Here is a 13,187-nt window from a genome sequence, read left to right as displayed (position 1 = left end):
GAACTCATGAGTTTCGAGCGATGCGTCGGATGAGGACCATGGCGGCGGCTGCGTAGAGGAAGGCCGTCGCGGAGGCGATGGTGGCCTCGGCATCCTTCCAGAGCCGTCTGTTTCGATTGATCCAGGCGAAGAAGCGCTCGACGACCCACCGCCGCGGCTGGACGGCGAAGCCGATCTGGTCGGGCTTGCGGCGGACGATCTCGACGGCGATGCGGGTTGCGGTCGCGACGCGCGGGCCCTGGTAGCCGGCGTCCGCGAAGACCTTCTCGATGAACGGGAACGGGCGGCGCGAGGCGGCGAGCAGCGGGCCTGCCCCGTCGCGATCCTGCACACTGGCGGGATGGGCGAAGAGGACGAGGCCACGCCCGTCGGTATCGACGAGGGCGTGGCGCTTGCGACCCATGATCTTCTTGCCGGCGTCGTAGCCACGTGGGCCGCCGGCTTCGTTGGTTTTCACGCTTTGGCTGTCGATGATGCAGGCGCTCGGCGAGGCCGACCGACCGCTGCGTTCGCGATCGATCATCAGCAGCGCATGGTTCAGCGCCTCGAACACCCCGCTGTCCCGCCAGGCCGCAAACCAGCGATAGACCGTGCTCTTGGGTGGAAGGTCGCTCGGCAGAAGCCGCCAAGCGACGCCGCCGCGCATGACGTAGAAGATCGCGTTGACGATCTCGCGCAGAGGCCAGGACAGCGGGCGACCCGTCCGCTTCGGCGCCGGCAGCAGCGGCGCAACCAGCCCCCACTCCGCATCYGTCAAATCCGTTTCGTATCGAAGTCCCGCGCGACTATGCTGCCGGCGAGTGGCTGGGGTCCACATCGCTCGCTCCAAGATGGCCTGAACAACCCCTTGGAATCACGAGCGCCCCAGCCGCTCAACCCTTTCGGGACGGGCTCTAAGCCACCTCTTTGAGGCCTAATTACACCGGGGAACGGCATACACTAAGCCGATAAGACCCAATTATCACCCCGATCCCGCTCGAACTATTATGGGCGAACAATCTGGGAGTTGTTTGGCGAAGCCAATCATACGGCTTGATCTCGCGACCCTATCATCTCGACATAAAGGGGCGACATGCCTGACAAGAAAAAGCTTGGAATAGTTGCCGCCGTGGGGCTGGCCGCCGCTGTAGCGGGAATGCCTGCACAATCGCTCGCCTCGCCGCTTCAGGTTTCTGTGTTCAATCCCGGAAAGGATGCGATTTTTCCGGTTACCTCAAACATTGTCTACGGTGCGCAAGAGGCGATGCTCGTCGATGCGCAGTTTCAGAGAAAGCACGCCGACAAGCTGATCCAGCTAATAAAGGCGACGGGCAAACACCTGAAGTACATTTACATTTCGCATAGTGATCCCGATTATTATTTCGGCCTCGCCGAAATAAAGAAAGCCTTTCCGTCGGCGCGCGTGATCTCCACGGCACAGACCGCATATCTGATCTCCGCGAGCAAAAACGCGAAGCTCCTAGTCTGGAAGGACAAGCTGGGCGCAGACGCACCTGCCGAGCTGATGGTCCCAGAGGCCATCACATCAGACGAACTAACCCTCGATGGCGAGAAAGTCGTGGTCAAAAGCAACCGCGACGATCCGGCGCACAGCTATCTATGGATTCCTTCCATGCGGACTATCCTTGGCGGAATTTCTGTCCTGACCGGCGAACATCTTTGGATGGCGGACACACCGACACCTGCCGCGATCGACGCTTGGCTTCGCGTCATTGAAGATATGAAAAGCCTGACGCCAGCACGGATCATTGCCGGGCATTTCATGACATCCGACGAGTCGCCCGCGCAGTTGGACTTTGTGCGCGACTATCTTACGGCCTACCGGCAGGCCGCTTCCGCCCGCGCAACGTCCGCCGATATTGTAGCGGCAATGACGGCAAAATTTCCCGATCTTCCTGGGAGGGAGACGCTTGAATTCGGGGCGAAGGTGTTTGCGCGGGAGGCAGACTGGCATGTTGCAAGTCCCTATCCGCCGATCGGAAGGGTCGCCACGGTGAACTTCGGCGGAGTGGCGTTCCGCCTCAACTTCGCCGACAACCTGACGATGTCGTTTGAGGACATTTCGGGCGCATTTCAAGGCGTCAAGGACACTGTTCGTTACACCGCTGTAGAGGTCAGTCCGAACGTCTTTATGGTCTACTGGCACGAGCCGAGCACCGGCTCCAATGTTGTTCATGTTCAAGATTGGAGCACGCATACGGTCTACACGAACATTGCTGCAAAAGACGGATCGTTCACGAATCTAAAGGGAACAATCCGCGTACAATAATTTGTGCAAAGCGGATGAAGACTGAGCGTTCCCGACGCTGATGCATCCGTGGGAGTAGCGTGAGTTAGCGATTTTTACGAGAGCTCGCCGGCGATTATCTCGGTGAGGGCCCGCACCTTTGCCGGTATAAATCGACTGCTTGGATAGATGGCAAACGCAATCCTGGACATCGGCTCGAATTCTCTGAGGATTTGTACGAGCTTTCCAGAAGCGATCTCGTTGCCGACGATGAACGCCGGCTGGAAAATAATGCCCTGGCCTGCAACAGCGAGTGCACGCAGCAAGTCTCCGTTGTTGGCCTTAACCGACCCGCGCACCCGCTGCACAATGCGCTCGCCATCGCGCTCGAACGTCCACTCATCGGGTGGATCGTTATCGGTATAGATCAGGCATTCGTGGTTGCTGAGGTCGGCCGGAGTTTGCGGCTTGCCGTGTTTGCCGAGATAAGCTGGCGCGGCACATATGACGATCGGCACCGAGGCGATGCGCCGCGCGATGGTCGACGGGCGCAGGGCCGGTGCGATCCGGATGCTCAAATCGAAACCGTCACGGATGAGGTCGGTTGGGGCATCGTCGAGTTTGATCTCCAGCTCGACAGTTGGGTGCTCTTCACGAAACCGGCAGATCGCCGCATCGAGCCGCCGCGTGGCGAACGTGTGAGGAAGTACTACGCGCAGGCGGGAAGGGTTTGCCTGTGCGCTTGACCCCGCCGCCTCGGCTTCACTGCCTTCCAGGTCTTCCACGATCTGTCCATAGACGGTAAACAGCCGTTCGCCGGCATTGGTCAGGCTGAGGCTTCGCGTCGAACGATTAAGTAGCCTTACACCAACTGCATCCTCAAGCTCCCGGACCATACGGGACGCGCTTGTCTGTGAGAGACCTGCCTGTTCCGCTGCCCGGACAAACGACCCCGCCCGCACGACGTGAAGGAAGATTTTGATCGAGGCTAATTTGTCCAAACGGCGCTACTCCTATTCCAACCGAGCGATTATGCCGCATGACGGCATAGAGTGCGCCGGAACGAGGCGATTATCATTCAAAACTCCCTTGGTTACAATGGGACTAGAAACCAAAGGAGATATCTGATGAAATCAATCTTGCAAAAATTTAGCTCTGTTGCAATTATTTTAAGTGCTATTGCGTTGTCGCCAAATACAGTGTCTGCTGGACCACTTGAAGAAGCAAATAAAAAGCTTGTGAGCGCTGCAATGCATGAGCTTTTTGTTACCAAAGATGCTGAAAAAGCAGTCAAGCTTTACTTCGGAAAACCCTATCTTCAACACAATCCTATGATCCCAGATGGCGCTGAAGACCTTCCTACTGTCGTCAAATCGCTTCCTGCCAACTTCAAATATGAGCCAGGCGTCATTGTGGCGGATGGCGACTTAGTGATGATCCACGGGCTGTATACTGGTTGGGGACCCAAGCCGCTTGTCACCGTCGACATCTTCCGTGTGAAAGACGGCAAGCTGGTGGAGCATTGGGACGTGATGCAAGAAATTGTTCCTGCCGCGCAGACGAAAAGCGGTCGGCCGATGTTCCCCATCGCGCCCTCGCCCTGATTTCTAGTTTTGTTTTTAGGAGCAGCTATGAACGCGCGGCAGCCGACGTTCTTTATTCCGCATGGCGGCGGTCCGTGTTTCTTCATGCCTGATCCCGCAAAACGCTGGGCAGGGATGGAATCATTCCTGCGCTCTCTACCGTCACGGCTGGCGCATGCGCCAGCCGCAATTCTCGTGGTCTCTGCCCATTGGGAAACCGAAGGCTTTAAGATCACGGGTGGCTCCGGCTTGCCGCTGATCTATGATTATTACGGCTTCCCGCCCGAAACCTATACAATCCAGTATGATGCGCCGGGCGCGCCAGCGCTCGCGGCAAAAATCGCAGCGCTATTGAGCGCCATCGGCCTACCGGTCGAACTCAATCCGCAACGCGGCTTTGACCATGGCGTTTTCGTACCCATGAAAGTTGCGTTCCCGGAAGCCGTTATCCCCATCGTTGAGATGTCTGTAGAGCGCAACCTTGATCCTGCTCTACATATCCAAGCAGGACGCGCTCTGGCCAGCCTACGCGATAACGGTGTTCTCATCATTGGTTCAGGTATGAGCTTCCACGATCTGAAAGCTTTCGGGGATAGCCGGTTCACGCTTCTATCGCAGGACTTCGACCACTGGCTTGAATCGACGTTGACGCAAAATGGCGCCGTTCGGGCCGAACGGCTTGAACGATGGAGCGAAGCGCCAGGTGCACAGGCGGCACATCCCACCTGCGAGCATTTGATCCCGCTCATGGTTGCAGCAGGTGCATCGGATGGGCCGGGCGAAAAAATCTACGGCGAGATCGTGCTAGAGACAGCGATATCTGCTTTCCGGTTCGACTAATGCGCCGTGTGCTATCCGTCGCAAACATGATGCTGGTCTCGCGTGCCCGACGGCAGGCACAAGGAGATCGCTAAAATGACGATCACGCATAGCTTTGAAATAGTTTTGTTGCTGATTGCAATTTGTGTGCTGCTGACGGTCGTAGCGCGCCGGCTGAAGTTGCCTCAGGCTGGAGCCTTAATCGTCGGCGGCCTTGGACTAGCGATCGTACCCGGAATGCCAGTGATCGGACTGGACCCGGATTTGGTTCTTGTCCTTTTCTTGCCACCCCTCTTGCTTCTTAGCGCCTACACAACCGACTGGCGGGCGTTTCGAGCCGACCTCAGGATCATATCGCAACTCGCGATCGGCGCGGTTGCGTTCACTACTTTCGCGGTTGGTTGGACCGCGCATCTCGTCTTTCCCGATCTGCCGCTCGCCGCCTGCTTTGCGCTCGGAGCAATTGTCTCGCCGCCCGACGCGGTTGCCGCAAAAGCGGTCCTGACGGGTGTCAAACTGCCAGCGCGCGTTGTTACTTTGCTCGAGGGGGAGAGTCTGCTCAACGACGCAACCGGACTGGTGCTTTATCGACTGGCGGTTGTTGCGGCGCTTACCGGTACGTTTAGCGGCGTTGGTGCGGTAGGTAGCTTTGCCATGCTGATCGTGGGCGGCGTCGCGATCGGGATCATTTGCGGCTACGGTGCGAGCGCGCTGATCGGGCGGTTCCTCGGCGGTGAGCTTGGAATTGCCGCCAGCTTTCTTACTTCTTGGGGATCATACATCCTTGGTGAAAAGCTGGGCGTCTCGGGTGTCCTTGCGACGGTAGCTTGCGGGATCATTATGGGCTGGCGGCAACATGATACGATCAACGCAGAGCAGCGTTTCCGTTCGCAGGCCGTATGGGAAGTTATTTCCTTTATTCTTGAAAGCCTGATCTTCATTCTAATCGGTCTTTCACTCCGAAGTCTGCTCGATCGAATGGATATGGGCATGATTATGTCGCAGCAGACGCTGCTTCAGGTCGGGGCGATCGTTGTTGCTGTTATCTTATCTCGCTTTCTGTGGATCATCCCCGTCACCTATGGCGTGCGGTTTTTTTCACCACGACTGCGCGAACGCGATCCATATCCGCCGCTTCGCATCCCGCTTGTTATGAGCTGGGCGGGCATGCGCGGGGTTGTCAGCCTCGCAGCAGCGCTCGCTCTTCCCGTTGCCTTTCCAGGTCGTGACTTCATCCTACTTGCCACGTTCGCAGTTATCCTTGTTACCGTCATCATCCAGGGCGCGACCCTAGCACCGCTGATCCGGTGGCTTCGCTTCGATCAAGCGGCACCGGTTGCGCGCGAGACGTATGCTGAGGATGTCGCGCGCCTCCACATTATCGCTGCCCAGATCGCTGCGGTTGAGGTCGCCTCCCAAGACGAGAACGGCGAGCCCCGCCATCCTCGGTTGCTGGAACAGCTCCGATTCCGAAAAGCTGCAATTCAGCGATCAGTGGATGCGGACGGAGCGCTTGCCGACATTCGAACCGACCATTTCGCGACCCAGCTTGACGGTATCGCCGCCGGTCGCGGCGAATTGATACGTCTGTTTAAAGAAGGGCGTATCGACGCTGAGGTGTTGCGAGCCTTGGAAAAGGAACTTGATGCAGACGAAATCCGCGCCCGCCACCTGCTGGTCCCCATAGAGCCCTAAACGTATGATGTTGATTGACAAATTTATCAATTGCGTACCGACGTAAAACTGCATGCGTGCTCGCATTCTGCGGCGGCATTGCGAGCGGGGACCAGCCATGTGTGAGGAGGTCGATGCACGCGGAGCAATTGCGGCGCTCCTGCGCCTGTGCGGGAGTTGCATCATCCTGCTCGGCCTCGCGCTCGGTGCAATTGCCCCGGCGCATGCGCAGTCTGACGGACAGGCAGTCCTGACGCTGCGCGGCGACGAAACGCCCGACACAATCCGCAAGCTGATCGATGCGTTGTTTGCCAGCGGGCGCAAGGTTGAAGTCAGAGTGGACGGGCAACGGGTAGTCAGCCAGAACAGCGCGCCGGCGGTGTCAGCCCCATTACCGTCGCCGACCTCCGTAGCAGCGGGGTCGCGCCTGGAGGCGTTCTGGCATAATTTCATTTCCGGCGTCGACTACGGCGCGGCGCGAATCCCGTCGGTCTCCGGTTTGCCCAAGGCCTGGAGCCAGGTCTGGGCCACCAATCGCAACGATGCTGACGGATTGTCCTCCGGTCTAAGGCTCGCGCTCGTTTTCGTAATAGGCGGGATCGCCGCAGCGGCTTGGCGTGCCGCCAGCGTGGCCTGGTTCTCGCGCCGGCTCGTCCCGAAGGGGCCCCAGCCGACGCCGCGCTTCGTTGCGTCTTTCTTCGGCGCGCTTCAGGACGTGACGACACTGCTGGTCGGCCTCGGCGCGCTGCACCTCGCCCAGCGCGCTCTACTGCCGCTGGCTGATCTGGCGGCGACGGCCGCGGAGGTCCTAGCACTGTCCCTGACCATTACCTCGGTGTATCTGATCGTCGGGCGTTTTTTGCTGGCACCTGGCGCTCCGGAGCGGCGGCTGGTCAACCTGCCGCGCTCCGAACGGAACTTCCGGCTGCTCGCGATCTATGCTGTCCTGGGCCCGGCGGTGCTGGCGACCACAGCGATCGGCCTGCAGGTCGCGACCGACAAGGCGTCTGTCGCGGGGCTGTTCATGCTGAACAGCTTGATCATCACGCTGTTCAAGGTCTGGTGGTTCTGGGATGCGCGGCACGATCTGACGGCGCTGGTACGTTCGCTGTCGGCGCAACCCGGGCCCGGCCTGCGCCTGCTCGCGCGTCTCACGCCCTGGCTCTTCATCGCCAGCGCCATCGCGATCTGGATGGTCGGGCGGGCGGCCGCAATGATGATCGACGGCCAGCGCTGGGGAGAGGCCGCCGGCGTGACCCAGTTCATCGTCGTGCTCGTGCCGGTTTGCGCCGTCGGGGTCACCTCGCTGATCGGGTGCTGGCGGGCCCGCCATGCCGCCGAAACCGAGACGACGCCGCTGTCGGGCGCGCTCGGCCGCACGATGCAGGCGGCGGCCGGCGGGCTGATCTGGATCGGCGCGGCCTATGTCCTGACGCAGCTATGGGCCGAATTCTTCGTCGATACCGGCTCGGCCGACGTTATCGCCTTCCGGCACCAGGTTGGTGCGGTCGCCATGTTGGCCTTCGGCGGCTGGGTCGCGCTGGTCTTCCTGCGGGGCTTTTTCGATGCTTATGCGCCGCGCCCACGCTCGGCGCTGCCGGCTGACGAGGACGCCGTCGACGAGGAACAGGTGCCCTCGCGCCTGGCGACCGTGCTGCCGGTGATCCGTGGGGTTGTTCTTAGCAGTGTCCTCGGCCTGACCGGCCTCGTCGTGTTGTCCCGCCTAGGGGTCGATATCGGGCCGCTGCTGGCGGGCTTCGGCATCCTGGGGCTGGCCATCTCATTCGGTTCGCAGGCGCTGGTGCGCGACATCGTCTCGGGTTTCTTCTTCATGCTGGAGGACGCCTTCCGCGTCGGCGAGTATGTCGATACGGGCCGTCTTAAGGGCACTGTCGAGAAGATATCGCTGCGCTCGATGCAGCTGCGCCACCAGAGCGGCCAGATTCACACTGTCCCGTTCGGACAGATCGCTTCTCTGACCAATGCCAGCCGCGACTGGGCGACGATCAAGTTCAACGTCCGGCTCGATCATTCCGCCGATATCGAGAAGGCGCGCAAGATGATCAAGAAGACCGGGCTCGCGCTGCTAGACGATCCTGAATGCGGTCCGCATTTCATCGCCCAGCTGAAATTGCAGGGCGTCGCCGACATCACCGACAGCGCCATCGTGCTGCGGCTGAAATTCACAGCCAAGCCCAACCACGCCTCCGCCCTGCAGCGCGAATGCCTGAAGCGGATTTACCGCACTTTCGTCGAGGCCGGCATCCCGTTCGCGTCGAATGCCGTGACCGTGCGCGGCGGCGAACCAAGCGCGAGCGCGGGCGCTGCCGCGGCGATCGCAGCCGTACCGCCGCCAAGCCCGCTGGCGCCCGCGGCGGGTTGAGGCTCGGCGCTATTTGCTGAACCAAGTTCGCCGCAACGGCTCGGAACCTGAGCCATGCCATCGCCGATCCATGTCACCTTCTCGGCCGGAGCGGCCGAGGCCTGGGTGGATCTTACCCGCCGAGACGATGCCGCTGCGGACGCGACTCGACCGGACCAAAATGCCAGCCTCGCGCGCCCTGACCTGGGACGGTTTAATCTCTGCTGAACTTACCATTGCCAGTGCCTGCGAAGACGACGCCGGCCGCGCCTTCGGTGATGGCGAGATCGAGGAAAGCCGGGCTGATCCCGAGTTGGCAGACGATGATCACCACGCGCGCCAGCTCTCCCGTCCGATCCGGACCGAAATGTGGCCGGCCTAGCGACGCGTCGCGTTCAAAAAAGGCGATCTCTCCCGTGATCGCCATGCTGACGAGACGGAACGCGTCCCGTGCCGAGGTATGCGCCTTGGAGACGAATCGCGCCACACCAAACATGTCGTTCATGCTGACCAGCACGCTATGACCCACTGCCGCGGGCGAGCCCGCGACGCGTTCGGCGTGGAACAGGTTGGCTAGTAGGCCGGCCAGACCGCGCCGGCACCGCGCATGTCAGCATCAGAAAGCTCGATGCGACATTGCTAATGTAAACGTCGTTTATGCCCTCATGCGCTCTCGAGCGCTTTGATCACTAGTTCGGCCGTAGCCATCCCCGATGACCCCTGTTGGCCCGTGATCAGGCGTCCGTCGGCGACCGCAAAGGGCTTGTATGGCGGGCCTTGGACGAAGCCTGTGCCTTCGATCTTTCTGGCCTCGTCTTCGATTCGGTACGGCTGGAAGCGGATACCCATAACCTTATCAACGACGTCCTCCTCAAGATTGCAGTAGCCGGTCCAACGCTTGCCGTCGGCCAGGAGCTTCCCGTTCGAAAGACGGGCCTTCAGCAGCACGAGGGAACCATGACAGAGGGCCGCCGAGATCTTGCCGGCGTCGTGGAAGGCCGCGAAAAGCCGGTGCAGGCGCTCGTCGTCGGTAAAAGTCACCGGCGGTGCGAGACCGCCGACGACAAAAATAGCGTCGTGGTCTTCGACCTTGACCTCGGCGAGCGGCTTTGTGGCGCGGACGATCTCCTGAGTGAGCTTGGCGTGTTTGAAGCCCAAGCTGATCAAGTCACCGGGACTGGCGAAGCGCCCGCCCTCGGGATCGCTGATCGCGTCGTGCCGCACTTCTCCGCCCTGAAGCGAGGCGACGGCGACCGCGTAACCCTTTTGCGTAAAGGCATGGTAGGGATGCGCCAGTTCCGGCAGCCAATAGCCGATGTCCATCCCGTTCGACGGCGACTTCGCGGGGTTCGAAACCACGAACAGGACGCGCTTGGGCGCGGATTTGGCAGCCAGCGCGGCCGTACTTTGTGCCACAGCGCCTGTTGCCGAGGCGGCCATAGCGGCGGATGCCACAGCAAGGAACTGGCGACGTGTCGCGGCGTGTACGGATACGTCATTCATGATCGGCGTCCTTGCACAGTGATGGGGAAATAGGCCGCGATGCTGCCACGATCCGCTCGATAAGAGCGCCCTCGGCCTCGCCGCGCAGCAGGTCGTAGGCCAGCCGGAAGAGCCATTCGGCATGGGCAGCATCAGTCTCTTCACGGATGCGAAAGAGTACCCAGTCCTCATAGCCAGCAAACGGGAACGGCTTGGCTAGTCTGCTTTCGACCAGAGCCCGGCGCAGGCCGGGGGAGGTTGCGAGGTGAAGATCGCCTTGCAAATGTATGTGTCCAAGCTCCTCTTCGCCCATGTAGAAGTCGGCTCCATCGATCTCAGTGGGTCGATAGAGGTGCCAATGGGTCGCACTGACCACGCCCGGCCAGGACAGGACAGACGTCGAGACCCGCCGCATCGGCTCGTCAAGAATTGGTGGGGCGACGATCGGCCCCTTTTCACTCAAGATCATGCGCATGTTCATCAATCCCTGTGGGCAACGGTAAAGGCGGCGGCAGCTTTAGGATTGCCTTGTGGTCGGGCCGGTGCGTGCCGACGGACGACAGACAGACCAGTTTGGGAGGGCCGGCCCTCACGCGGAAATCAGCTCGGCGTCCGCGAACAGGTCCGGACTTGCGTAAGACGGCGTGTTCATGACGAACGCGCCTTCCACACCGACGAAAGCTATGGCTAACGCGTCAGCGTCATGTGCATCGGCCACCACGACTTCGGCACCCGCGGCTCTGAAAGCTTCGCCTTTTCCGGAATCGCGCAAGACAGAGCGGATTCGGAACCCTTGGCTTGCAAGAGTGTGCAGGACGGCGCCGCCCAACTGGCCGGTTGCGCCTAGAACAGCAAACATAAGATGAATAATCCTAGATCAGAGCTTGAGCTCGGCGCGCTCGGACCGGCCGGCGAAGAAGCGGGCCACGTGGGGCACCACTTGGTCGATGGTGAGCGGATCCTCATAAAACTGCATCTGGTTCTGGGTACCCAACCAGACGAGTTCCTTGCGGGCGGCGGGAATAGTCTCGAAGAGCAAGCGCGGGATCTGCGACCCCGAGGCGGCGCGATCTGCATGAACCATCAGAGTCGGGGTGGAGAGGCGCGCTGCAATCGGGCGCACGTCGTGCCCCCAGATGCCAGCTTCCGACATCGTGGTGATGCGGTTCTCCCAGAGGCCGTGGAAGTTCCAAAACGGACCTCGGTCCGCCCAACGAATGTAGAATTGCTGGATCGGCGGGGCGGTTAGAAGTGCACCAGGCGTGGACGCATTCGGCAGATTTGAGACGACCGGAATGTAGGAGACTTCGCCCGTTGCTTTGAAGCGATCCTGAGCCTCCCTCGAACGGGCGACACGGCCCTCTGCGCTATCGCCAACATACATCCGCGCGGTCTCGGGAGTGAGATAATGCCCGGCGACGATAGCGAGGCCCTTCACGCGCGGGTCGAGCGTTGCAGCCTCCATGCCCCAGTTCACACCCTGGCAGATAGCCAGGATATGGATTCGGTCTGGGTCGACATCCTCCCTGGTCAACAAGTAGTCGATAGATGCGCGCAGGTCCTCGACCTTCGTGGCGCCGCTCTCGTGCCGGCGTGGCTCGCCGCCGCTCTCGCCATGGTGGCGCGGGTCAAAAACGAGGGTGACATAACCTTCCCGGACAAGCCGGGAGGCATATTGAACTGGCGACTGCTCCTTCACGAAAGCGACCGGCCCAATCACCACCACTGCTGGCCTGCGGCCGCCGCCTGAGGGCGTGAACAGATTGCCGACGACCTCGGTTCCGGCGGTACGATAGGTTACGCGCTCAACTTCGTAATGCGCGTTGCGCAGCTGGCGCTGGGGACCCCAAGGCTGAGTTTCGAAGGGACCAGCGTCACGGCTAGTGGCTCCGGGACCGCCTGCAGCTGGTCCGCCGCTCTGCGCTAGGCTTGGCTGACAAGCGAGCGTGGTGGTCGTCAGGAGTGCAAGGGCAAACAGGCGCGGTGACATGGGCTGCTCCAAGAATTTCGGTGCAACCGTGGTCGACTGCTTGCATGCGCACAATCACGCGCCTAGCATGTTCAACATGCGCCAAGTGGATGTAGCAGCTCTCGACCATCTCGACGTGAAGACAATCAGGATGCTCGCTGCGCTCCTCGAAACAGCGAGTGTGACCCGTTCAGGGGAGACGCTCGGATTGAGCCAACCCGCCGCGAGCCGCGCCGTCGAGCGGCTTCGGCGGGCGCTCAGCGATCCGCTGCTGGCTCGCACTAGCAAGGGCTATGTGCTCACGGCGCGGGCGGAAGCGCTAAAGCCCTTGGTCGTTGAAGCGCTTGCGGCGCTGGCTCGGGTTTGCGAACAGGGCGTGTTCGATCCGGCAACGACCCGACGAACCTTCCGCATCGCCTCCACCGACTATGGCTCGGTAACTGTTCTAAGCCACTGGGCGGCGCGGGTTGCACAGGCAGCGCCGGGCGTATGTCTCGATGTGCTGCCGTTCGGGCCGGGCACGTTGTCCGACCTGGAAAACGGTCTCGTGGACTGCGCGCTCTACGCCGATGCCGAACTGCCGCCGGATTTCCACTATCGCGAACTTTTTCGCGACGACTATGCCTGCCTCGTTCGGCGCGGCCATCCCGGGTTGGAAGCGTCTTCAGGAAATACGATCCTGACCGCGATCGCTGCCTGCCGGCAGGCTGTCGTGATGTATCCGGATGGCGGACAGATGCGACCAGACGATGTGCTTCAGGTGCTCGGAGTGGCGCAGGCGCCGGCTTCGCTGCGCACACCCTACTTCATGTCGATGCCTTGGTTGATCGCCGAAACCGATCTCGTCATGTGCGCTCCGCGTCGCGTCGCAGAGCGCTTGGCGACCGTGACCAACCTGCAAGTCATCCCGCTGCCCGGCAGCCCGAGCTTCGGCTACCGCTTGATCTGGCACGAGCGTTCGCACCTCGACCCAGGCCTAACCTGGTTGCGCGACATCAGTCGAATGACCCGAATCGATCGGCAGTATCGCGCAATCCTCTAGCCAATCTACCTGGTTGCTCTGATTGCGCC

At 60.9% G+C, this 13,187-nt stretch carries 13 protein-coding genes; 6 read left to right on the top strand and 7 right to left on the bottom strand.

Going from position 1 to position 13,187, the window contains the following annotated elements:
• Nucleotides 1-4 precede the first annotated feature (4 nt).
• Nucleotides 5-817 (bottom strand): IS5 family transposase, encoded by an 813-nt coding sequence (locus AC1DZY_RS19425; RefSeq protein ID WP_476821785.1) that lies wholly within the window; start codon nt 815-817, stop codon nt 5-7.
• 255 nt (nt 818-1,072) lie between these two features.
• On the opposite strand from AC1DZY_RS19425, the gene AC1DZY_RS19420 reads away from it, so the two are divergent.
• Nucleotides 1,073-2,269, top strand: coding sequence for a MoaF-related domain-containing protein (locus AC1DZY_RS19420; RefSeq protein WP_476821784.1), 1,197 nt, complete (start codon nt 1,073-1,075; stop codon nt 2,267-2,269).
• A gap of 74 nt (nt 2,270-2,343) precedes the next feature.
• On the opposite strand, the gene AC1DZY_RS19415 is transcribed toward AC1DZY_RS19420, so the two are convergent.
• Nucleotides 2,344-3,228 (bottom strand): LysR family transcriptional regulator, encoded by an 885-nt coding sequence (locus AC1DZY_RS19415; protein WP_476821783.1) that lies wholly within the window; start codon nt 3,226-3,228, stop codon nt 2,344-2,346.
• A 126-nt stretch (nt 3,229-3,354) separates the two neighbouring features.
• Here AC1DZY_RS19415 and AC1DZY_RS19410 point away from each other — a divergent pair, with 126 nt between their 5' ends.
• The 4 genes from AC1DZY_RS19410 to AC1DZY_RS19395 all read left to right on the top strand — a co-directional run bounded on the left by AC1DZY_RS19410 (nt 3,355) and on the right by AC1DZY_RS19395 (nt 8,686).
• The gene (locus AC1DZY_RS19410) at nt 3,355-3,831 is read left to right on the top strand and encodes a nuclear transport factor 2 family protein (RefSeq protein ID WP_476821782.1); all 477 of its coding nucleotides are present in this window, start codon (nt 3,355-3,357) and stop codon (nt 3,829-3,831) included.
• A 27-nt stretch (nt 3,832-3,858) separates the two neighbouring features.
• Nucleotides 3,859-4,650: a DODA-type extradiol aromatic ring-opening family dioxygenase gene (locus tag AC1DZY_RS19405; RefSeq protein WP_476821781.1), complete on the top strand. Its 792-nt coding sequence runs from the start codon at nt 3,859-3,861 to the stop codon at nt 4,648-4,650.
• A gap of 75 nt (nt 4,651-4,725) precedes the next feature.
• Nucleotides 4,726-6,324 (top strand): Na+/H+ antiporter, encoded by a 1,599-nt coding sequence (locus AC1DZY_RS19400; RefSeq protein ID WP_476821780.1) that lies wholly within the window; start codon nt 4,726-4,728, stop codon nt 6,322-6,324.
• Between the two features lie 97 nt (nt 6,325-6,421).
• A complete protein-coding gene (locus AC1DZY_RS19395; RefSeq protein ID WP_476821779.1) occupies nt 6,422-8,686 on the top strand; it encodes a mechanosensitive ion channel family protein in 2,265 nt (754 codons plus the stop codon).
• 193 nt (nt 8,687-8,879) lie between these two features.
• Here AC1DZY_RS19395 and AC1DZY_RS19390 read toward each other — a convergent pair whose 3' ends face one another.
• From AC1DZY_RS19390 to AC1DZY_RS19370, 5 genes are all read right to left on the bottom strand, one after another.
• Nucleotides 8,880-9,233, bottom strand: coding sequence for an asparaginase domain-containing protein (locus AC1DZY_RS19390; protein WP_476821793.1), 354 nt, complete (start codon nt 9,231-9,233; stop codon nt 8,880-8,882).
• A 95-nt stretch (nt 9,234-9,328) separates the two neighbouring features.
• Nucleotides 9,329-10,168 (bottom strand): type 1 glutamine amidotransferase domain-containing protein, encoded by an 840-nt coding sequence (locus tag AC1DZY_RS19385; protein ID WP_476821778.1) that lies wholly within the window; start codon nt 10,166-10,168, stop codon nt 9,329-9,331.
• Nucleotides 10,161-10,622 (bottom strand): luciferase domain-containing protein, encoded by a 462-nt coding sequence (locus AC1DZY_RS19380; protein ID WP_476821777.1) that lies wholly within the window; start codon nt 10,620-10,622, stop codon nt 10,161-10,163. Before AC1DZY_RS19380 ends, AC1DZY_RS19385 begins: the two co-directional genes overlap by 8 nt.
• Before the next feature lie 114 nt (nt 10,623-10,736).
• Nucleotides 10,737-11,006 (bottom strand): NmrA family NAD(P)-binding protein, encoded by a 270-nt coding sequence (locus tag AC1DZY_RS19375; protein ID WP_476821776.1) that lies wholly within the window; start codon nt 11,004-11,006, stop codon nt 10,737-10,739.
• Nucleotides 11,007-11,024: 18 nt separating this feature from the next.
• Entirely contained in the window at nt 11,025-12,137 is a 1,113-nt protein-coding gene (locus AC1DZY_RS19370; RefSeq protein ID WP_476821775.1) for an alpha/beta hydrolase, read from the bottom strand.
• A 67-nt stretch (nt 12,138-12,204) separates the two neighbouring features.
• Here AC1DZY_RS19370 and AC1DZY_RS19365 point away from each other — a divergent pair, with 67 nt between their 5' ends.
• The gene (locus AC1DZY_RS19365) at nt 12,205-13,158 is read left to right on the top strand and encodes a LysR family transcriptional regulator (protein WP_476821774.1); all 954 of its coding nucleotides are present in this window, start codon (nt 12,205-12,207) and stop codon (nt 13,156-13,158) included.
• Nucleotides 13,159-13,187: the final 29 nt, after the last annotated feature.

The organism is Allobosea sp. P2_A10 (assembly GCF_056405115.1).
This window is presented reverse-complemented; position numbering and strand designations above follow the sequence as displayed.

Excerpts from the sequence above, each read along its gene's own strand:
- AC1DZY_RS19420 (WP_476821784.1), top strand. The coding sequence starts at position 1,073 with ATGCCTGACAAGAAAAAGCTTGGAATAGTTGCCGCCGTGGGGCTGGCC.
- AC1DZY_RS19410 (WP_476821782.1), top strand. The coding sequence starts at position 3,355 with ATGAAATCAATCTTGCAAAAATTTAGCTCTGTTGCAATTATTTTAAGT.
- AC1DZY_RS19405 (WP_476821781.1), top strand. The coding sequence starts at position 3,859 with ATGAACGCGCGGCAGCCGACGTTCTTTATTCCGCATGGCGGCGGTCCG.
- AC1DZY_RS19400 (WP_476821780.1), top strand. The coding sequence starts at position 4,726 with ATGACGATCACGCATAGCTTTGAAATAGTTTTGTTGCTGATTGCAATT.
- AC1DZY_RS19395 (WP_476821779.1), top strand. The coding sequence starts at position 6,422 with ATGTGTGAGGAGGTCGATGCACGCGGAGCAATTGCGGCGCTCCTGCGC.
- AC1DZY_RS19385 (WP_476821778.1), bottom strand. The coding sequence starts at position 10,168 with ATGAATGACGTATCCGTACACGCCGCGACACGTCGCCAGTTCCTTGCT.
- AC1DZY_RS19380 (WP_476821777.1), bottom strand. The coding sequence starts at position 10,622 with ATGCGCATGATCTTGAGTGAAAAGGGGCCGATCGTCGCCCCACCAATT.
- AC1DZY_RS19375 (WP_476821776.1), bottom strand. The coding sequence starts at position 11,006 with ATGTTTGCTGTTCTAGGCGCAACCGGCCAGTTGGGCGGCGCCGTCCTG.
- AC1DZY_RS19370 (WP_476821775.1), bottom strand. The coding sequence starts at position 12,137 with ATGTCACCGCGCCTGTTTGCCCTTGCACTCCTGACGACCACCACGCTC.
- AC1DZY_RS19365 (WP_476821774.1), top strand. The coding sequence starts at position 12,205 with ATGTTCAACATGCGCCAAGTGGATGTAGCAGCTCTCGACCATCTCGAC.